Annotated in this window: 18 protein-coding genes and 1 tRNA gene; 8 read left to right on the forward strand and 11 right to left on the reverse strand. The window is 64.7% G+C overall.

Features of this window, described 5'->3' with window-relative positions:
• The first annotated feature begins 2 nt into the window (after positions 1-2).
• Positions 3-2,012, forward strand: coding sequence for an ArnT family glycosyltransferase (locus SB659_RS09900; RefSeq protein ID WP_410550276.1), 2,010 nt, complete (start codon positions 3-5; stop codon positions 2,010-2,012).
• 17 nt (positions 2,013-2,029) lie between these two features.
• Here the strand turns inward: SB659_RS09900 and SB659_RS09905 are convergent, their stop codons facing one another.
• From SB659_RS09905 to upp, 3 genes are read right to left on the reverse strand one after another with little or no spacing between them, the layout of a single operon-like run.
• Positions 2,030-2,725, reverse strand: a complete 696-nt coding sequence (locus tag SB659_RS09905; RefSeq protein ID WP_284979103.1) for an HAD-IA family hydrolase — start codon at positions 2,723-2,725, stop codon at positions 2,030-2,032.
• A 41-nt stretch (positions 2,726-2,766) separates the two neighbouring features.
• Entirely contained in the window at positions 2,767-3,144 is a 378-nt protein-coding gene (locus SB659_RS09910) for a glyoxalase superfamily protein (protein ID WP_284979104.1), read from the reverse strand.
• A 60-nt stretch (positions 3,145-3,204) separates the two neighbouring features.
• On the reverse strand, positions 3,205-3,840 hold the full coding sequence (gene upp, locus SB659_RS09915; protein ID WP_284975656.1) for a uracil phosphoribosyltransferase: 636 nt from the start codon (positions 3,838-3,840) through the stop codon (positions 3,205-3,207).
• A 22-nt stretch (positions 3,841-3,862) separates the two neighbouring features.
• On the opposite strand from upp, the gene SB659_RS09920 reads away from it, so the two are divergent.
• Positions 3,863-4,411, forward strand: a complete 549-nt coding sequence (locus SB659_RS09920) for a nucleoside deaminase (protein WP_410550277.1) — start codon at positions 3,863-3,865, stop codon at positions 4,409-4,411.
• Here SB659_RS09920 and SB659_RS09925 read toward each other — a convergent pair.
• From SB659_RS09925 to SB659_RS09940, 4 genes are read right to left on the reverse strand one after another with little or no spacing between them, the layout of a single operon-like run.
• Positions 4,358-5,578 carry a DNA glycosylase AlkZ-like family protein gene (locus SB659_RS09925; RefSeq protein WP_410550278.1) on the reverse strand — a complete coding sequence of 407 codons (1,221 nt, stop codon included), beginning with the start codon at positions 5,576-5,578 and terminating at the stop codon, positions 4,358-4,360. The genes SB659_RS09920 and SB659_RS09925 overlap by 54 nt on opposite strands.
• 40 nt (positions 5,579-5,618) lie before the next feature.
• Positions 5,619-6,623: a glycosyltransferase family 4 protein gene (locus SB659_RS09930; RefSeq protein ID WP_410550279.1), complete on the reverse strand. Its 1,005-nt coding sequence runs from the start codon at positions 6,621-6,623 to the stop codon at positions 5,619-5,621.
• Positions 6,624-7,022, reverse strand: coding sequence for a 6-pyruvoyl trahydropterin synthase family protein (locus SB659_RS09935; RefSeq protein ID WP_284979108.1), 399 nt, complete (start codon positions 7,020-7,022; stop codon positions 6,624-6,626). It abuts the gene before it with no gap.
• Positions 7,023-7,025: 3 nt separating this feature from the next.
• Entirely contained in the window at positions 7,026-8,072 is a 1,047-nt protein-coding gene (locus SB659_RS09940) for a zinc-dependent alcohol dehydrogenase (RefSeq protein ID WP_410550280.1), read from the reverse strand.
• 107 nt (positions 8,073-8,179) lie between these two features.
• Between SB659_RS09940 and SB659_RS09945 the strand changes: the two genes are divergently transcribed.
• Positions 8,180-8,269: transfer RNA gene (locus SB659_RS09945), tRNA-Ser, on the forward strand.
• A gap of 103 nt (positions 8,270-8,372) precedes the next feature.
• On the opposite strand, the gene SB659_RS09950 is transcribed toward SB659_RS09945, so the two are convergent.
• Together SB659_RS09950 and SB659_RS09955 are read right to left on the reverse strand one after the other, a co-directional pair.
• Positions 8,373-8,576, reverse strand: coding sequence for a helix-turn-helix transcriptional regulator (locus SB659_RS09950; protein WP_410550281.1), 204 nt, complete (start codon positions 8,574-8,576; stop codon positions 8,373-8,375).
• Between the two features lie 148 nt (positions 8,577-8,724).
• Positions 8,725-9,504 carry a hypothetical protein gene (locus SB659_RS09955; protein WP_284979113.1) on the reverse strand — a complete coding sequence of 260 codons (780 nt, stop codon included), beginning with the start codon at positions 9,502-9,504 and terminating at the stop codon, positions 8,725-8,727.
• A gap of 110 nt (positions 9,505-9,614) precedes the next feature.
• On the opposite strand from SB659_RS09955, the gene SB659_RS09960 reads away from it, so the two are divergent.
• The 4 genes from SB659_RS09960 to SB659_RS09975 are packed head-to-tail and all read left to right on the forward strand — an operon-like array spanning position 9,615 to position 17,243.
• Positions 9,615-10,769 carry a cation:proton antiporter gene (locus SB659_RS09960; protein WP_284979114.1) on the forward strand — a complete coding sequence of 385 codons (1,155 nt, stop codon included), beginning with the start codon at positions 9,615-9,617 and terminating at the stop codon, positions 10,767-10,769.
• A gap of 47 nt (positions 10,770-10,816) precedes the next feature.
• Complete coding sequence (locus tag SB659_RS09965; protein ID WP_410550282.1) at positions 10,817-11,482, forward strand: DUF4232 domain-containing protein; 666 nt, start codon at positions 10,817-10,819, stop codon at positions 11,480-11,482.
• Positions 11,483-11,539: 57 nt separating this feature from the next.
• Positions 11,540-16,420 carry an ATP-dependent helicase gene (locus SB659_RS09970; RefSeq protein WP_410550283.1) on the forward strand — a complete coding sequence of 1,627 codons (4,881 nt, stop codon included), beginning with the start codon at positions 11,540-11,542 and terminating at the stop codon, positions 16,418-16,420.
• A complete protein-coding gene (locus tag SB659_RS09975; protein ID WP_410550284.1) occupies positions 16,413-17,243 on the forward strand; it encodes a DNA-formamidopyrimidine glycosylase family protein in 831 nt (276 codons plus the stop codon). Before SB659_RS09970 ends, SB659_RS09975 begins: the two co-directional genes overlap by 8 nt.
• Here the strand turns inward: SB659_RS09975 and SB659_RS09980 are convergent.
• Positions 17,240-17,854 carry a YczE/YyaS/YitT family protein gene (locus SB659_RS09980; RefSeq protein WP_410550285.1) on the reverse strand — a complete coding sequence of 205 codons (615 nt, stop codon included), beginning with the start codon at positions 17,852-17,854 and terminating at the stop codon, positions 17,240-17,242. The two genes, SB659_RS09975 and SB659_RS09980, sit on opposite strands and share 4 nt — an antisense overlap.
• A gap of 59 nt (positions 17,855-17,913) precedes the next feature.
• Here SB659_RS09980 and SB659_RS09985 point away from each other — a divergent pair, with 59 nt between their 5' ends.
• Positions 17,914-19,377, forward strand: coding sequence for a PLP-dependent aminotransferase family protein (locus SB659_RS09985; RefSeq protein ID WP_410550286.1), 1,464 nt, complete (start codon positions 17,914-17,916; stop codon positions 19,375-19,377).
• A 17-nt stretch (positions 19,378-19,394) separates the two neighbouring features.
• On the opposite strand, the gene SB659_RS09990 is transcribed toward SB659_RS09985, so the two are convergent.
• Positions 19,395-19,901 carry a DUF4188 domain-containing protein gene (locus tag SB659_RS09990; protein ID WP_410550287.1) on the reverse strand — a complete coding sequence of 169 codons (507 nt, stop codon included), beginning with the start codon at positions 19,899-19,901 and terminating at the stop codon, positions 19,395-19,397.
• Positions 19,902-19,922 lie beyond the last annotated feature (21 nt).

Raw genomic sequence — 19,922 nt, forward strand, 5'->3', positions numbered from 1 at the left:
CTGTGACAGCATCCACCGCCCAGGGAACCGACCACTCCACTAATCCAGGCAACCGCGACCGGGACCGCATCCGGGACACGAACGGTAACGGAAGCGCCTTCCACAGGTTCGGTCAAGGATCCCTGCGGCAGCGGCTGGAGTTGGCCTCGCTGCTGGTGGGCACCGCACTTCTCTACTTATGGGGATTGGGAGCCTCGGGCTGGGCAAATGCCTTCTACTCGGCCGCTGCCCAAGCCGGTGCCCAGAACTGGACGGCCTGGTTCTTCGGCTCATCCGATGCTGCAAACTCCATCACCGTAGATAAGCCACCCGCCGCGCTCTGGGTGACCGGGCTGTCCGTTCGGCTGTTCGGGCTCAACTCGTGGAGCATCCTGGTACCTCAAGCGCTCATGGGGGTCGCCACAGCGTGGATCCTCTACTTGGCAGTCCGACGGGCCGCTTTTCCAGCCACGGGCAGTGATCGTTTGGCCCACCGCGCCGGCCTGTTGGCTGCTGCGGTCCTGGCGCTGACTCCGGTAGCCACGCTCATGTTCCGCTTCAACAATCCCGACGCCTTGCTGGTGCTCCTCATGACCGCAGCCGCATACGGCGTACTGAGGGCTATCCAGGAGCAGCGGATGCGCTGGCTCGTGCTGGCAGGTGTCTTCTTGGGATTGGGATTCCTGACGAAACAACTGCAAGTCCTCTTGGTTGTCCCTGGCTTTGCGTTCGCTTACCTCATCGCAGCCCAACCCAAAGTGGGCAAACGTGTGATGCACCTGCTTGCCGCGGGCGGTGCCATGGCGGTATCCGCTGGTTGGTGGCTTGCCGCCGTCGAGCTTGTACCGGCCCAGCTACGGCCCTACATAGGCGGGTCGCAGGACAACTCGATCATGGATTTGACCTTCGGTTACAACGGATTCGGCCGCCTGAACGGTGACGAGACCGGCAGCGTCGGGGGCGGTAACGGTTGGGGCCAACCAGGGCTGTTCCGCATGTTCGGGGCAGAGTTCGGCGGTCAGATCGCTTGGTTGATTCCGTCGGCCCTGATCCTCGGCGGGGCCCTCCTTTGGCTCGGTCGCAGGGCGCCCCGCACGGATGTCGTCCGCGCTTCGGTGCTGGTGTGGGGTTCTTGGTTGCTGGTGACGGGATTGGTCTTTAGTTTCATGGCGGGGATCATCCACCCCTATTACGCGGTGGCGCTGGCGCCTGGAATCGCCGGGCTGACCGGTTTGGGTGGTGTCCTCCTCTGGCAGCGCCGATCCCAAGTGACCACCGCCGCGGTTCTGGCCCTGGCTGTCGTGGCCGCCGGGCTGACGGCAAACTCCGTTCTGGCCAGCGCCCCGACTTTCCTGCCCTGGCTGCGCTGGATCATTCTGCTTGGATCAATCGCCGCCGGGGCGGCCTTGCTCGTCCCGGGCGGCTGGAGTTCAGTGCTGGTGACCCGCACGACGGCGGGGCTCGCCATCGCAGCGTCCCTCACCGGGCCATTCGCCTACTCTGTAGCCACAGCCTCGGTTCCGCATACCGGCGCGATCGTGAGCGCCGGTCCTGCAGTCACTGCTGGATTCGGTCCGGGGTTCGGCGGTAATCGGCCCCCGCGAGGGATCACACGGCCCAACGCAGCGCTTGGCGGGACCGGAGCGGGTCCAGCTGCTGGTCCCGGCGGTGGCATGGGCGGCCTGCTCGACACGGCGGCGCCATCGTCCGACGTGGTGGCTGCCCTCCAAACCAACGCCGGCAGCTGTACGTGGGCCGCCGCCGTCGTGGGTTCAAACAACGCGGCCGGCTACCAACTGGCCACGGGCCTGCCGGTGATGGCCGTGGGCGGCTTCAACGGCACGGATCCGTCTCCCACGCTCGCCCAATTCCAGCAAGATGTGACGGATGGAAAGATCCATTACTTCATCGCCAGCCAGATGATGCGCGGTGATAGCGGATCCGATACCGCGACACAGATCGCTGCCTGGGTGGCGGCAAACTATGAAGCCCAAACGATCGGCAACACCACGGTGTACAGCCTCCACGGCTGAGGACGGCTGAGGGCTGCTCAGCCTAGCGCGAGGCTGAGCAGGTGGCCGCCGTCGTCGTGGGTTTGGGCGGTGACCGTCACTGCCCGATAGTCAGGGATGCGCCACATCCCTTCTTCGAGCTCGACGCCGGCCCCGCCCACCACCACCGTCCGCATTCCGGCGGCACGCGCGGCAGCGATACCTGCGGGGGCATCCTCGAAAACCACGACGTCGGCCGGCCCCACTCCCAGCAACGCTGCGGCTTTCAGGTACCCTTCGGGGTGCGGTTTACCTCGAGTAACCGCCTCCGACGTAACGGCCGTAGCGGGCATGGCCAGCCCGGCTGCCCTCATGCGGATCTCGGCCAGCACAAGGTCCGCCGACGTGACCAGGGCGACTGCTTCCGGTGGAAGCGCCGAAAGCAGTGCAGCGGCGCCAGGCAGCGCCACAACCCCATCAATTCGACTCCGCTCCATCTCCCCAAGCTCGGCAGTCAACGCGGCGATGTCTGCCCCGGCAGGTGCGTAACGGCGCACGGTATCCCCCGCTTGGACGCCATGGGACGTTCGCAAGATGTCCTCGAAGTCCAAACCGTAGCGGTCAGCGAACTCGGACCAAACCTGCTCCACGATGGCAGTTGAATCAACCAGCGTGCCGTCCATGTCGAAGAGGACGGCACGGACGGTCAGTTGCGGCGACCCGGCAGGTACGGCGTTTGCGGCAGGAAGGCTCATGCTTCCATCCTGCCGCACGTCAAGCCGGCCGTGGTCACGCCCTAGCCATTGGGCCGCTGGGGCAGGTACTGGACGGCCCACTTGTTGCCGTCCGGATCGGCGAAGTAGACAAAATGGCCCCACTCCTGGATGTCGATATCGCTCACGTCCACGCCGTTGGCTTTGAGCTGTTGATGTGCCTCGTTGATGTCGCTGACCACCATTTGTAGCGAGGGCGCGGTCCCCGGCGGGGCATCATTGAGTCCCTCGCCGATGCAGATGGAACATGCCGAGCCCGGCGGGGTGAGCTGCACGAAGCGGATACTGTCCGAGGGACGGGCATCGTAATCAGCGTTGAAACCGACTTTGTTGACGTAGAAGTCCTTGGCACGGTCGACGTCGGACACAGGGACAAACACCAGTTCAAGTTTCCAGTCCATGGGCTCAGGCTAGCTGCGTGGCCCTTGGACGGGTAGAGGAACGGCGTCGAAACCCTGAAGCTAGCCTGCCACGCCGTAGAGGCGATCGCCGGCGTCGCCCAAGCCCGGAACGATGTACGACTTCTCATTGAGCTTTTCGTCAATGGAAGCCAGGACAATGTTCACGTTGGCATCTGCCAGCTCTTCTTCCAGCTTGGCCAAGCCCTCCGGAGCGGCCAACAGGCAGATGCAGGTGACGTCCGAGGCGCCGCGCTTGAAGAGGAACTTGATGGCCTCGCGCAGCGTGCCGCCGGTGGCAAGCATGGGATCCAAGACGAAGATCTGCCGGCCCGTGAGGTCCTCCGGCAGGCGCTCAGCGTAGGTGATGATGTCCAGTGTTTCTTCGTCCCGGGCCATCCCCAGGAAGCCAACCTCAGCGGTGGGGACCAGTTTGGTCATGCCTTCGAGCATGCCCAAACCGGCGCGCAGGATGGGCACCACCAGCGGAGTAGGTTTGGTGAACGCGGTGCCGATGGTCTTGGTGACAGGTGTCTCGATCTCGACCGGCTGAGTCTTGACCTCTCGCGTGGCTTCGTAGGCCAGGAGGGTGACGAGTTCTTCGGTGAGCTGCCGGAAGACCGGTGAAGGGGTGTTCTTATCCCGCAGTACGGTGAGCTTGTGGGCGACCAGCGGGTGGTCCACGACGAATGTGCGCATCCCCCAAAACTATCATTGAGCTATGAGCCCCACCGAGCCGTATCACGCAGACCACCTGGCGTGGATGGGCCTCGCCCTGGACCAAGCCCGCTTGGCGTTGACCACGGAGGACGTGCCCATTGGCGCAGTGGTGTTGGGACCCGACGGCGTCGTGCTGGGTTCGGGGCGCAACGAACGCGAGGCGCACGGCGACCCGACGGCCCATGCCGAGGTGGTCGCGATCCGGCAAGCAGCTGCGATGTTGCAGCAGCGCGCGCTCGACGCCGGCGGTCACGGCGACGGCTGGCGGCTTGAAGACTGCACCCTTGTGGTCACCCTTGAGCCGTGCGCGATGTGCGCCGGGGCCATTATCCTGGCACGCATCCCGCGCGTGGTGTTTGGGGCATGGGACGAGAAAGCCGGGGCTGTGGGGTCAGTGTTCGACATCCTCCGCGAGCGCCGCCTCAATCACTGGGTGGAAGTTTATGCCGGGGTCCGCGAGGAAGAATGTTCTGCCCTGCTCCGGGAGTTCTTTGCTTCACATCGACTGCTTGGCAGCGGCGTCCAATGCGTCAATCCGCCGCTGGCGTGAAGCCGGCGCGTCCAGGCTGAAGGACCGGAAGTCACCGAGTTGCTGCCCGATCCACTGCTCCACCTCGCCGATCCGTTCCTTCACCGCGGCCGTAGCAGCAGCGAACGTCCAAGCTGCGATCCGTTCGGCACCGGGATCGTATTGCCAGAGCCCAATGATCCGGCCGCGGTCGAAGATGGGATGGTCCGGGAGGTCGGCTTGGAGCGCGAGCGTGGAACCGAGCACGCTCTTGCCCTTGTCCTCATCAGCGAACATGTCCGCCGAGTTCCTCCGTAGGAGCACCAGCGAATCTGTTCCCGCCAGCAGTTGGATCTGTTCTTCTTCGGGCTGTTCGAAAGCGGCCAGCTGTTCGACGTCGTCCGCCAGCATCCATAGCACGTCACCGTTCGCGGTTGGCACTTCCACCGCGCCGACGGCGGTCAACGCAGCTTTGCTCTGGGCGACAGTGAAGGCCGTGAACCACTGGCTCTGTTTCAGCGTCGCTCCCCCGGTCCAGCCAAGGTAGCGCTTCATCAGCAGGCGGCGAGCGTCGTCGTCGTCGAGGTGGCTCGCCGGCAGGCCCCATGAGGTGTAGGCATAACGTTGCTGGTCGAGGCGGCCGTTGACGGGGACGCGGCGGATGCGGCCGTCTGCCTGGAGCAGCCCGAGGGCGGTGGGTAGCGTGGTGGAGGCGCCCTTCTTCTTGCCCTCCTCGCCGAGATTGCGGACCGAGTCCCCGAGCACGTCCCGCAGTTGTTTGGGGTCCATGGGTTCTCCGGACTCTTTGAGCGCATGCTCCACTTGGTCCTCCAGGAGGGTGATCTCGCCACGGTCCACGCCGAGCCTGGCCAGGACTTTGAAAGTGGCGTTTGCGGCGTCCGCTCCAAGCTGCAGGCCCCATGCAAAGTCGTGGTGGGGCAGGACGTAGGTGCAGCCGCGGGCGGTGGGGAGTTCGTGGATCTTGAGTGCCTGTACATCCCGGTCCACCTGCTCGCGATTAATGCCCGCCCGAGCATAGAGCGTCAGGTAAGGGTTGGCGCCGCCCACGGATCGGGCCCAGCCGGCGTGGCCCAGGACGTCCTCGGACGTCTTGCCTTCCAATGAACCGTCCAGGCCTTGTTTGTGCCATGCCCACGCGCGGAGGCGCTCCGGGGTCAGGGTTTCTGCGGCTGGGATGCTGGTGGTCATGGCCCTATTGTGCACCTTGGGTCAGCTTCTGCAGCTTGCGTCACCTCGCGAGGGCCATGACGGCTTTGGCGACGACGGCGCCAGTTGCGTCCCAGCCCTGGAGTTCCTGCCGGGCGGTGCGCGCTGCGTTTCGCCAGTTTTGTTGGAGGGATGGGTCCGTGAGCCAAGCCCTGATGGCAGTGGGGAGGGCCTTTTCGCCGCTGAGATCGAGAGCAGCACCGGCCCCCGTGGTGCCGAGCGCTTCGACCGCACCGGTCCCTTGACGGACCAGGACCGGAACGCCGTGCGCCAAGGACTCGGTGACCACCATGCCATAGGCCTCCGACTTCGAGATCAAAAGGCTGAGGTTCGCTCGGTGCCATTGCTCTTCCAACGGTTCGCCGCTCAGCTCGCCGGTGATGGTCACGCGGTCCTGCAGTCCGTAATGCTCGACGGCGGCCGCCACCTCTGCCGCGTACTCCGGGTCCGCATCCAGTGAGCCGACCAAGGCTGCGGTCCAGGGTAGGTCTTGGAGTTCGCTCAAGGCTTGAACGATGCCCGTTTGGCTCTTGTTGGGCAGTAACGCAGCGACGGCGAGGAGGTGCGGAGGTTCAGATCCGGCCGAGATATCGGCGCTATCTGCACCCGGTTTGGCCACCACTATGTGAAGCGGGCCGTGCTTGCCCCGTAGCCCAGCGGCGGCATGATCGCTCGGGCAAATGATGCCAGTGGCGGCGGCAAGCGCCTTCGCTTCGAGTTCGTGGTGGTCTGCCAACGCCATGTGCGAGAGGATCCACACGTTGGTTCCGGCTTTCACTGCGCGGGCGATCTCCTCCGGCGCGCCGCTGGCGACCAAGCCGTCGGCAATGACTGTGGCTCCGCCGTCGTCGAGCAAGTCTGCCAACCGACGCCGATCCGCTACCCTGCCCACCGGCCAATCGCCGTCGGCCGTCACGGTTTGCACGTCCGCCCCCAAGGCAGCGAGGTGCTCGGCGAGCTTGGCGTTGTACTTGTTCCCGCCGGAACCGTGCCGCACGTTTCCGGGGACGATTAGGCGAATGCCCACTTACTGGCCTTGGAGCTCCAGCGAGTAACCCGCCCACGCGTCGGGGTTTTCGCGGAGCACCACGTCGATGCCCGTGAGCGCCGGGCCGTCTGCCGTGTCTTGGATGCGGGCAGCCATGGCGTCTGCGATGTGCTTGGCGAGTGCCTCGGTGGTGGAAAGTTTGCCCTTGAAGGCAGGATGTTCATCGAGGTTCTTGTAGTTCAGGTCCCCGAGTACTTCCTCAAGGAAGCCGCTCGCAGCGCCGATGTCCAGGACAATTGCGTCGTCGTTGAGATCCCGACGGCGGAAGGTGACTTCGGCGACGAAGGTGGCCCCGTGCAGGCCCTGCGCCGGGCCGAAAGCCTCGCGAGGCAGGCTGTGGGCGATCATGAAATGACGTCGGACGGTCAGGCTAAACATGTACTAATCCTCCGGGTTTGGATACGCAACCACATGGCAAAAGCCGCCGGGCTGTTCGAACAACTTAACGAGTGTGGTGGGCAGGTTCTGGAATTGGCATTCGCTGGTCAGGAACGTGTCGAAGACCGGGTCCTTGAGTTGGCTTGCCGCCAGTTGCAGCCGTTGGGCGTTGGTCCTCCGATGCCTTCTCGGCAGCGCGACCGCACCAACCTGGCTGGAACGGATGTTCAGCCGGCGGGCGTGGAAGTCTTCGCCGAGGGGCAGCGTGACTTCCTTGTCCGCGAACCAGGAAAGCTCGATCACGTCCGAATCATCGCCGGCAAGCTGCAGGCTCAGTTTGAGGCCCTCGTTGGACGCCGAACAATGGAAAACGATGTCGCAGTCCGCCTTGGCGTCCTCGGTGCTTGCAAACTCAATGCCGAGCTTTTTCGCGAGCTTTCTCTTCTCCGGATCGGCCTCCACCAGCTGGAGCCGTCCGAGTGGATACTTCCGCAGGAGCGTCGCCAAGACGCCGCCCACCAAGCCACCTCCGACGACGGCGACCCGGTCGCCCAGCTTCGGCCCGGCTTCCCAGAGTGCATTGATGGCAACTTCCACGATGCCGGTCAGGACGGCACGGCGGGCAGGAACGTCCTCGGGAACAGCAGTGAGCTGGTTGGCGGGGATGACGTAGAAATCCTGGTGCGGGTGGAGGCTGAAAACTGTTTTGCCGATCCACTCCTGCGGGCCTTGCTCCACTACGCCGACGTTCAGGTAGCCGTATTTCACCGGGCCCGGGAAGTCGCCCTCCTGGTGCGGGGCTTGCATTCGTTCTGCCACGCGTTCGGGGACTCGCCCTTCGTGGACCACCCGCTCCGTGCCGCGGCTGACGCCCGAGTACAGGGTCCTGATAAGAGCCTCTCCGGGGCCGGGAGTGGGCATGGACTCACCGCGCAGCTCGCCGCCCCCCGACTCTGTGACCCAGTAGGCCTGGGCTTCGCCGGGCAGGTGAGTGTGGTGCTTGCCTTGGGGCGCTGGGGGCTGTTTGTCGTGCTGCTGGGAGATCGTCATGATACTTATGAATCTATCGCTGGGGCGCTTCAGACGGAAGTTGACGCCGTTGGACCGACGAGGGCGTTTTGGGGAACACGACCTAACTCCGGTACCCTATTTCAGTTGGTGACGTGTCCGAGCGGCCGAAGGTGCAACACTCGAAATGTTGTTTGGTGTAAAAGCCAACGTGGGTTCAAATCCCACCGTCACCGCCAACGAAAACCCCCGGGAAACCGGGGGTTTTCTGCATTTTTCAGGAGCTTCGTGGTGCATTTTCGAGGGGTTACGGCCACATCTAACTTCAGCTGTGCCAGATCCTCAGCCATCAATCGTCCCCAGGCGCAGGCCAACAGCATTGGCAGCCGCGACAACCGTACGGAGTGACGGGTTCCCTGTTCCGGTTTCGATGGCGTGGATAGTGCGTGCGGACGTGCCGATCAGATCGGCGAGAGTGCCCTGCGTTATACCGGCAGCCCGCCGGGCATGCCTTATGCCCACACCGATAGCCTTGACGTCATTCATAGACAGACCCGTTTCTGAAATATGTTGCCGAATTCATCACCTTGCTAGGTCGTAGGCGGCGCCCAGTGGGAAATCGGCAAAATACTTCCGGTTTACTAAGCCCCGGGCCTCCACCGCGTACGGCGAGTCCAAGCACCCGCCGTACGCATCAGTCGAAGGGCCGTTGGCAGTTGCACCACCGCAAGGATGCAGCGCCGGACGGATGACCGTAAACAGCGTTCGCCACCGGCAGCGGGGTAAGGGTGATCCTCGTGAGCCCGGGCGCCCCTCCCCGCAGGTACTCCAGGCGCCCGTAGACGTGGAGGAGCGCAGCATAGCCCTGCTCCGAACGTGGCATAAGGATGTAAAGGTGTTGCCTGTGAACAGCAGCGGCAGCCTCAACATCCATGAATTCGACGCCGACAATCGCCCCGATCTCCGCCAGCAAAGGCATGGTCATGGTGTGATGGCAAGGCGCCCATTCCAGGTGCAGCGTCGCAATCCTGAGGCTCGATTGCCTCTCCGTGGAACTGTGCGAAAGGTCATGCACCAGCTTCTTCAAGTGTTCTATGGTGCACAGCCCTGTTGAAACGTCGGTGCAACTCAACGGAGTGACCAGTTCATGCTCTTCCGCCCACGCCTCTGCCAGGTCGAGCACCGCCTCGAAGTCCACAGGCATACCCATCGCAACGAAGTAGGCGCTGAGGTCCCGAAGGGTCTCCCTGATCCCCACTCCGCCATAAGCCCGGGCCGCACCTAAGCGTCTCAGCGCCTCGTGATAGCGCGCGAGGTCGGCGTCGCCCCCGAAGTGGACGAGGTCGGTGACCTCCGGCACGAACCAGTCGGCCGGAAACCTCCATCCAGCTTGATAGCTGCATCGTTGCCAGTCACCTACGTGGCGCAGGTCGTCGCCGTCGTCGGAAAATGCAGGACCCTTGTTATCCCCCATGTCGGTTCAGTACCAATGGCGTCCATTTTGTGACGGACTTTGGGGAGAAAAATGTTCCGCGAACGCGAGTACATTAATCTCGAGCCCGCCAACCGTGGAAGTGAGCACTCGTGACGTTCTTGCAGCTTTCCCTGATCTCGGCGGTGGCCCTCCTGGGTCCGCTCATGGCGTTGCCGCGCAAGTGGCACTTGCCCGTGGTTCTGGGCGAACTCCTTGCGGGGCTCGTCATCGGACGCTCGGGTTTCAGGCTGGTGGACTCAGGTGATCCCACGTTCACTTTGTTGGCCGATGTTGGCTTTGCGCTCATCATGTTCGTTGCCGGAACCCACGTGCCCATGCGCGACAGGAAAATTCGGGCAGCACTGGGAAGCGGTCTGGCCAAGGCATCGGCAACGGCCCTTCTGGCCGTGGGCCTGGGCGTTGGCATCGCCTACGCTTTTGGTTCTGCCCATGCTCCGTTGTATATAGTTCTCCTTTCCTCGTCCTCGGCAGCACTGGTCCTGCCGATCATCGATTCGCTTCGGCTTTCGGGACCAAAAGTGTTGGCCATGACGGCGCAGGTAGCCATCGCTGACATCGCGTGCATCGTGGCCCTTCCCCTCGCCGTCGACCCGCCGCACGCGGGTCGGGCCGCGTTGGGCGGTGCCGCCGTCGCATTGTGCGCAGCGGCGCTGTTCCTGGCCCTGCGAAAGCTGGAACGGGACGGAACGCGCAGTAAGCTGCACGACGTCTCGGAGGACCGCAAATTTGCCCTGGAACTGAGGATCCAACTTACGTTGCTGTTCGCCCTGGCGGCACTGGCCGCGTTCACGCACGTGTCGATCATGTTGGCGGGTTTTGCTTTCGGGCTGGCGGTGGCCGCTGTTGGAGAACCGCGGCGCCTGGCCCACCAGTTGTTCGCTGTCAGCGACGGATTCCTCGGCCCGGTCTTCTTTGTGTGGCTCGGGGCGTCGCTGGACCTGAGCGAGTTGGGGAGCCATCCGCAGATGATTGCCTTGGGCGTGTCTTTGGGCGTCGGGACTCTCCTGATCCACGGGGCCATGCGTTTCCTGGGCCAGCCAGGGGCTTTGGCGGTTCTCTCTGCCTCCCAATTGGGCGTCCCCGTGGCCGCGGCAACCATTGGTTCCCAGCTGAAACTCCTCGAACCCGGCGAAGGGTCGGCACTGATCCTGGGCGCACTCATCACCATCGCGGCAAGCGCCGTGGCAGGCGCGCGGGCAGCCCGCGCCAAACATCACGATCCGGCCGCCAATCCGAGTTCTTGACCGTGGCTCAATTGACTCCCGTCACGGCCGCCGCAAGGCTAGTGCGCATGTGGACTCAGCGCATTAAAACCGGCCTTCTTACGACGACGGCGGCCGCCTCGCTGCTGCTTATTGCGGCGTGCGGGGCAAGCCCCAGCCCATCCGGGACGAGCAGTGCCCCGCCCAGCTCCCCGAACTCCGCAACGCCATCGGCCTCGATGTCGACGCCCGCGACCGCCCCGGAAAACACCCCGATGGCAGAGTCTCCATCCACCACCGCGACCTCGGTGCCGACCGTACCGGCAGCCGGCGGGGCTACGAGCTGCAAGGCGGCATCCCTCAGTGCGTCCACCGATCCCACTGGAGGGGGCGCGGCCGGCAGCGTTTACGAAAAGCTGATCGTGACCAACACCGGAACCACCGCGTGCACCATCGAAGGGTTCGCGGGCGTCTCCTTGACGGCCGATGCGAACGGGGCACCGATCGGGGAAGCTGCAACACGCGAGACCACCACCCCGGTCACCACCGTCAACCTCGCTCCGGGCAAGTCCGCGTGGGCCCAAATCCGTTATACCCAGGCCGGGAACTACGGTGACTGCACCAAGGTCGCTGCAGCGGGGTTCCGCATCTACCCGCCCAACGACACAGCCTCGTTGTTCGTGGCCGAGCCCCATGGCGCATGTAGCAATGCCGGAATCAAGCTCCTGACAATCACGGCGTTCCAAGCCGTCTAATCTCTCCATCCCACGGTCCCGTCTTATTCTGTCGGGGCCGTGGGGCATGATGGAGGAATGCAGGAGCAGCAGGCGCAGGCGGGCGCCATGGGCCGTTTCAGCCAGGCAACCAGGGAATGGTTCCTCGGCGCTTTTTCGGCGCCCACCCCAGCTCAGGACGGCGCATGGAACGCAATCTCGTCCGGCTCCCACGCCTTGGTGGTGGCGCCAACAGGATCGGGCAAAACGCTCGCTGCCTTCCTCTGGGCGTTGGACAGGCTGCACTCCACCCCCTCGGACACGCTCCCAGGGCTTGAAACTGTTCCAGCCAACGGCAAGGGCCGCGCCAAGCGTCCAAAAACCAAGACCCGCGTCCTCTACATCTCGCCCCTGAAGGCACTCGGCGTCGACGTTGAACGCAACCTCCGCGCACCCTTAATCGGCATTACCCAAACCGCCAAACGCCTGGGCTTGCCCGCACCCTTGGTGACGGTCGGCGTCCGTTCAGGGGATACGACGGCGGCTGATCGCCGCACGCTGTTGACTTCCCCGCCAGACATCCTCATCACCACCCCCGAATCCTTGTTCCTCATGCTGACCTCCCGGGCGCGGGAGACCCTCAGTGAAGTGGACACCATCATCATCGATGAGGTCCACGCCGTCGCGGGCACCAAACGCGGTGCGCACTTGGCCGTTTCCCTTGAGCGCCTGGATGCACTGCTGCCAAAGCCTGCCCAGCGTATTGGGCTGTCCGCAACCGTCCAACCACGCGAGCTTGTGGCCCAGTTCCTTGCCGGACAAGCGCCCGTGGAAATCGTGGCCCCTCCGTCCAAGAAGAACTGGAACCTCACGGTCACGGTCCCTGTGGAGGACATGTCCGACCTGCAGGGTGCTGCCGGGGCGTTCGATTCGGGCCCGGCTTCAGGGTTGCAGCCGCAAGCCTCCATTTGGCCCCATGTGGAGGAACAGATTGTGGATCTGGTCCTGTCCAAACAGTCCACCATCGTGTTCGCCAACTCCCGCCGGCTATCAGAGCGCCTCACCGCCAGGCTGAACGAGATCTATGCCGAACGCCAATTGATGGCAGTAGGTGGAGGTGCATGGGCGGCCCCGGAGGAGAACCCTGGAGTTCCGGCGTCCACGGCCACCCCGGCGCACATGATGGCGCAGGCCGGGAGCACCACGGGCGCCGATCCTGTGCTGGCCCGGGCCCACCACGGCTCCGTGTCCAAAGACCAACGGGCCATGATCGAGGACGACCTCAAATCCGGCAGGCTGCGCTGCGTTGTTGCCACATCGTCGCTGGAACTCGGCATCGACATGGGCGCCGTGGACCTGGTGATCCAAGTCGAGTCGCCACCTTCAGTGGCCAGCGGACTCCAGCGGGTGGGGCGTGCCGGGCACCAGGTGGGTGAAATCTCCGAGGGCGTCTTGTTCCCCAAGCACCGCGCGGACCTCCTGCACACCAGCGTTACGGTGGAACGGATGCTCAGTGGCCAGATCGAACGGCTCAGCATCCCCACTAATCCTTTGGACATCCTCGCCCAGCAAACGGTGGCCGCCACAGCATTGGGAAGTATCGACGTCGAGAAGTGGTTCAGCACCGTACGGCGGTCGGCTCCGTTCGCCAGCCTGCCGCGCTCCGCGTTCGAGGCCACGCTGGACCTTTTGGCAGGGCGTTACCCTTCCGACGAATTCGCTGAGCTACGGCCCCGCATCATCTGGGACAGGCATGCCGGGACCATCGAAGGCAGGCCGGGGGCCCAGCGCCTTGCCGTTACGTCCGGTGGCACCATTCCGGACCGAGGCCTGTTCGGCGTCTACATCATCGGCACTGAGGTGGAGGGTTCCGCCTCTCCCGGAGCAGCGGCGGGCGGCGAACCCACCGCTTCCGCGCGAGCGGCAAAAGGTGGTCGCCGCGTCGGCGAGCTCGATGAAGAAATGGTCTACGAGTCGCGCGTGGGCGATGTCTTCGCCCTCGGAGCCACCAGTTGGAAGATCGAGGACATCACCCATGATCGGGTCCTTGTCTCCCCTGCTTTCGGCCAGCCCGGCAAGCTTCCTTTTTGGAAGGGCGACTCACTGGGCCGTCCCGTGGATCTGGGCCGCGCCCTGGGTGCCTTCATCCGGGAACTCTCCGCTGCCGACGACGCACCAGCCATGGAACGCTGCCAAGCCAGCGGCCTGGACGCTTTCGCCGCCAGCAACCTGCTCCAGTACCTCAGGGAGCAAAAGGAAGCCACGGAGATTGTGCCCAGTGACCGAACCTTGGTGGTTGAACGGTTCCATGACGAACTCGGCGACTGGCGGGTGGTCCTCCACAGCCCGTTCGGCATGCCGGTCCACGCGCCTTGGGCCTTGGCCGTCGGCCAGCGGCTCCAACAGCGTTACGGCTTGGACGGATCGGCCATGGCCGCGGACGATGGCATCGTCCTGCGCGTCCCCATGATGGAGGACGAGCCGCCCGGTGCGGAGCTGTTCCTCTTTGAACCGGATGAACTTGAGCAGATCGTCACAGCCGAAGTAGGCGGCAGCGCCCTCTTTGCGTCCAGATTCAGGGAGTGTGCTGCCCGGGCGTTGTTGCTGCCACGGCAGAACCCGGCCAAACGCCAACCATTGTGGCAGCAGCGCCAACGTTCAGCGCAACTGCTGGATGTCGCCCGTAAGTATCCCTCGTTCCCCATCGTGCTCGAGACCGTTCGCGAATGCCTGCAGGATGTTTACGATCTGCCTGCCCTCAAGGACATCGCGGCATCCGTGGAGCGGCGTGAGTTGCGGATCGTCGAAACTACAACGCAACAGCCCTCCCCTTTCGCGAAGTCCCTGCTGTTCGGCTACGTTGCGCAGTTCCTTTACGAAGGCGACTCCCCGCTCGCAGAACGCCGGGCAGCCGCCCTCGCCCTGGACTCGACCCTCCTCAACGAACTCTTGGGCCGCGTGGAGCTCCGGGAACTGCTCGACGCCGCCGTCATCGATTCCACCGAGCGGGAGTTGCAACGGCTTGCCCCGGACCGCAAGGTCCGCGGAATGGAAGGAGTCGCGGACCTGTTGCGCTTGCTGGGTCCCCTGACTGTCGCCGAGGTAGCGGAGCGGCTTGAGGAAACGCCCGACGCCGGGACGCCCGACGCCGGCGCCCACTTGGCGTCGCTACAGAAAGCCAACCGGGCGCTCAAAGTGACCATTGGCGGCGTCGTGCGCTTCGCGGCTGTTGAAGATGCTGCCCGGCTCCGTGATGCCCTTGGAGTCCCGCTTCCCATGGGCGTTCCCCTCGCTTTCATCGAGCCCGTCCATGATCCTTTGGGTGACCTTGTTTCACGGTACGCACGCACCCACGGACCCTTCACTGCCGCGGAAGCGGCCTCCCGGCTTGGGCTTGGGGTCGCCGTGGTCAACACCGCGCTGAAACGCCTAGCCGGTGACGGCCGCGTGGTGGAAGGCGAATTCCGGCCGCACGCCGTCGCGGAACCGGCGGCCACCGATGCCGTTGACGTGGAGGTCATGAGCGTTGACGCTCCGCCATCCAGTGAATGGTGCGACGCCGAGGTCCTGCGGAAACTGCGGCGTCGCTCCCTGGCCGCTCTCCGGGCTGAAGTGGAACCGGTGGACACAGCAGCCTATGGTCGTTTCCTGCCCGCGTGGCAAAACGTCACGGCGCCGGGCACGTCCCGGAGCCAGGCGTTGCGCGGGCTGGACGGCATTATCACCGCTGTGGACCAGCTATCCGGCGTTCCGGTTCCGGCGTCAGCGTGGGAACCCTTGGTGCTCGCCAGCCGTGTCGCTGACTACAAACCTGCCATGCTCGATGAGCTGATGGCCGCCGGCGAACTTCTGTGGTCCGGAGCCGGCTCCTTGCCCGGCAACGATGGGTGGATCAGCCTCCACGTCGCCGATTCTGCCGAACTGACACTCAACCCTGCACCCGACTTTGAGCCCGTCGACGCCCAACAACGGCTGTTGGATCACTTCAGCGCTGGGGGCGGCTACTTCTTCAGGCAATTGACAGACGTGGCAGGCGGCATGGACGCCGTGCTCAGCGACGAGGCCGTGGTCACCGCGCTGTGGGATCTGGTCTGGGCCGGGCGGGTCACGGGCGATACGTTCGCGCCGGTCCGTGCCATGATTTCCGGTGGTAAAACCGCCCACCGGCAAGTGGCCAAGGCTCCCCGGGCGCGGGCACCGCGCATGAGCAGGCTGGGCCGCTCCCATGGCACTGGACTTCTCGGATCACCCGGCCTCACGGGAGGACGGTTCGGCTCCGCCGCGGGCGCTGCGGCCGTGCCGCCGTCGGCCGTGGGACGCTGGGCAGCGCTACCAGCACCCGAGCTCGACCCCACCATCCACGCACGCGGCACCGCCGAGTTGCTGCTGGACCGCTACGGAGTGGTGACCCGCGGTTCCGTCATGGCAGAGAACATCATCGGCGGTTTCGGCCTCATGTACAAGGTACTGGCCCGGCTTGAAGAGGCCGGCCGCTGCCGCCGTGGCTACTTCATCGAACACCTCGGGGCGGCACAGTTCGCTGTTCCTGCCACAGTTGACCGGCTGCGGTCCTTCACTGAGGACGCCCGTGTTGCCAACGCCGAACCGGTCGCGTTGGCCCTGGCCGCTACTGATCCCGCCAACCCCTACGGGGCTGCGCTCCCCTGGCCGGCTGTATCGGTGGACGCCGGTTCGGGCCATCGTCCGGGGAGGAAGGCCGGGGCGCTGGTGGTGATGGTCGACGGCGCACTGGTCCTCTATGTGGAACGCGGCGGCAAGACGCTGCTCACTTTCAGTAACGACGACGCCGCGTTGGGAGTCGCCGCCGAGGCGCTCGTCGGGGTGGTCCGCCGCGGCGCGGTGGACAAGCTCTTCATGGAGAAGGTCAACGGACACGACCTCTTGGACACGCCCATTGCCGCGGCGCTGACGTCAGCCGGCGCTTACTCAACTCCGAAGGGACTCCGGATCCGTGCCTGAAGGCGATTCCATCTGGCGGGCCGCCGACCGGCTCAACCAGGTACTGGCAGGGCAAAAAATCACCGCCTCGGACTTCCGCGTGCCCCGTTTCGCCACGCTCAATCTGTCGGGCTGGACCATGACAGAGGTGGTTCCACGGGGAAAGCACCTGCTCATGCGGCTCACTGGGCCTGCCGACGAAGAAGCCGGTGCCAGCAGGAAGCCCCGCGCCTTGACCATCCATTCGCACCTCAAAATGGAGGGGAACTGGATGATTTATCCCCCGGGGGGCCGGTGGACCAAGCCCGGCCACACCGCTCGTTGTGTTCTCCGGACCGTCTCAGCAGATGCCGTCGGCTTTTCCTTAGGCATCCTGGAAGTGGTTCCGACCGCCGATGAGGACAAGATCGTCGGCCACCTAGGGCCGGACTTGCTCGGCCCGGATTGGGACGAGGCAGAAGCCTTGCGCAGGCTCCAGGCCGAACCGGACGTCCCGGTGGGGTTCGCTCTGTTGGACCAACGCAAGCTGGCAGGGATCGGCAACATCTACCGTTGTGAGGCCTGCTTCCTTTCCGGTGTCCATCCCACCTTGCCTGTGGGGTCGGTCCCGGATCTGGCCAAAATCGTCAACGATGCCAAGCGGCTCCTCGGCGAAAACCTTGGTCCTGGCCGACGGACCACGCTTGGGCCGCGGGCGATGCGGCCCGGCTACTGGGTGTATGGCCGGGAACGCCAGCCCTGCAGGCGCTGCGGCACCATGGTCAGGCGCGCACTTCTCGCGGCTCCCGACGGGACGGAGGAGCGGGACATCTACTTCTGCCCCCGCTGCCAACCGGTTCCCTAAGCCGCAGCAGACGTAACCTCAGCTGGCACGCGGGCCACCTCCGGCACCATGAACCTCGGCAGCAGCAATTGCACAATCGGGCCGATTGCCAGCGCGTAGACCACGGTCCCTACACCCACAGAGCCGCCCAGCAGCCACCCAATGGCAAGGACCGCCACTTCAATTCCTGTTCGCACCAACCGGACGGACCACCCGGTTCGCCGGACCAGGCCGGTCATCAATCCATCACGCGCTCCCGGGCCCAAGCGTGCCCCGATGTAGCAGGCCGAGGCGATTCCGTTGAGGATCACTGCTCCGGCGAGCATGGCGATCTGGCCGCCGAGGTGCGAAAACGCAGGAATGGCCCACAGGCCAAGGTCCGCGAAAACGCCTACAAGGACGGCGTTGGCAATGGTCCCGATGCCGGGCATCTGCCGCAAAGGAATCCACAGCAGGAGGACAACGAAGCTGACCGCGATAACGACGACGCCGATGCTGAAGCCGGTCTTTTGGGAAATGCCCTGGTGGAACACGTCCCAGGGATCAAGGCCCAGCCCGGCGCGGATAAACATCGCCAAGGAGATGCCATACATGGCGAGGCCTATCAGGAGTTGCGTAAGTCGTCGTGTCATTGAACAATCATCGTAAAAACTGGCCTTGTATTCCATAGCCAGTTTGGAATACTGGTCTTATGGTTGGCTCCTTGAATCCCACCGCGCTCGTTCGCCTCTTGGGGCCATGGAACTCCGGCGCCCTTCCCGCCTACCGCGAGCTCGCCGACGTCGTCCGCTTGCTGGTGATGGACGGGCGCATCCCGTTGGACGTTGCGCTGCCCAGCGAGCGGGCTCTTGCCCAAGCGCTTGACCTCAGCCGCACCACTGTCACCGCGGCGTATGCCGCCCTTCGCGAGCAGGGCTTTCTCACCGCTGGCCAAGGCAGTCGGGGCCGGACGTGCATCCCCCACCGGACGTCACCGGTCAGCGCGCCAGGCCTGGCCATACCGGAGGGGCTTACGGACTTTGCCTACGCCTCGCTCCCCGCGGCGGGCGAAGTGGTCCATCGGGCGTTCGCGGACGCCCTGACCGACCTACCGGCACTGCTTCCCGGCTTCGGATACGACGCCGTGGGGGTCGTGGCCCTGAGGAAGGCGATCGCGGAGAAGTACTGCGCCGAGGGCGTGCCGACCACAGAGGAGCAAATCCTTGTGACCTCGGGAGCGCAGCATGCATTGAACATCGTGCTGCGGACCCTCGCCGGCAAACAGGACAAAGTGCTCGTGGAACACCCCACCTATCCCAACGCCCTGGACGCCATTCGCGCCGCAGGCTGTAAACCGTCGCCCGTGGGACTTCCCGGGATCACTTCCAGGACTTCGCCGGGCTGGGACATGGACGCCATGATGACCACCATGAGGCAACAACGCCCGGCGATGGCCTACCTCGTCCCCGATTTCCATAACCCCACCGGGCGGGTCATGTCCGACCTGCAGCGCCGGGTCTTGGTGCGCGCCGCCGCTGCTGCCGGTACGGTGCTTGTGGTCGACGAGACACTGCGCGCCCTGAATCTCGACGACGTCCGCACAGCCCCGATGGCCTCTTTCGGGCCGGGTGTGGTGTCCATTGGTTCACTGAGCAAGTCCCACTGGGCCGGCCTGAGGACCGGGTGGATCCGGGCAGAGGAAGATCTGATCGCCCGGTTCGTTTCGGTCAGGGCCATCATGGATCTGGGCGGACCCGTTGTGGAGCAGTTGGCCGCGGCCCGCCTGGTCAGGTCTTTTGACGAGCCCCTGAATGAGCGCCTGTCGGCACTGAGGGAAAACCGGGAATACTTGCTGGGCTTGTTGGGCGAACATTTGCCCAGCTGGGAGGCGGAACGGCCGCGCGGCGGGCTCACCGTCTGGTGCCGGTTGCCGACGCCGTCCAGCACTGCCCTTACGGTACTGGCCCCGGACTTTGGAGTGCGGTTGGCCGCCGGTCCGCGATTTGGGGTGGGAGGCGCTTTCGAGCAATACCTCCGCGTTCCATTCACCCTTCCGCCGGCTAAGTTGGAGGCCGCGATTCTTGCGATCCGAGCCGCCCAGGACAAGCTCGACGCCGCGCCCCACCTTCGCCGCGACCTCGCGACGGGGCAACCGCCCGCCGTCGCCGTCGCTTAAGCGCGAGCCGCCGTCGCTTAGGCGCCCGGGACCGGCACGGTCTTGGCTGTGGAGCCCATGCGTTGCTTCGCGGTGTTGCTTCGCGGCCCTACGGGGACATGGGACGTGGCTTTCGCCAGACCGAACAGTGGCATGCCGTTGTACACAACTTCAATTCCCGACGCCGGCACCTGGTACGTCTCGTGCCATACGCCCACGTCGCCGCTGCCGGCAACCTGCTTCATGAACGTGCGCCAAGGGCCAAGATGCGGCGAGTCCTTATCGGCCGCAAACCGCCTCAGATGCTCAGGACTTTCCCAGTAGCTCAGCAGGATGGTGGTCCTCCCGAACCACTGTTCGCTACCCAACAATCCCGAGCCCGGGTGAGTGGCCAGATGGCGCATCATCACGGTCATGGACGAGGCCACTCTTGTAATGCGGCGCGCTTTCCACCACCTGTTGGCCCGCATGCCGATAAGGAAAACAGTGACAGACTCGCGCCCAATGTCCGCCGTGAACCGCCCTGGGAAGACCTCCTGTGCCATGCCACATCCTTCGTTCGGGGA

The organism is Arthrobacter sp. SIMBA_036 (genome assembly GCF_046535135.1).
In the GTDB taxonomy this organism is placed as follows: domain Bacteria; phylum Actinomycetota; class Actinomycetes; order Actinomycetales; family Micrococcaceae; genus Arthrobacter.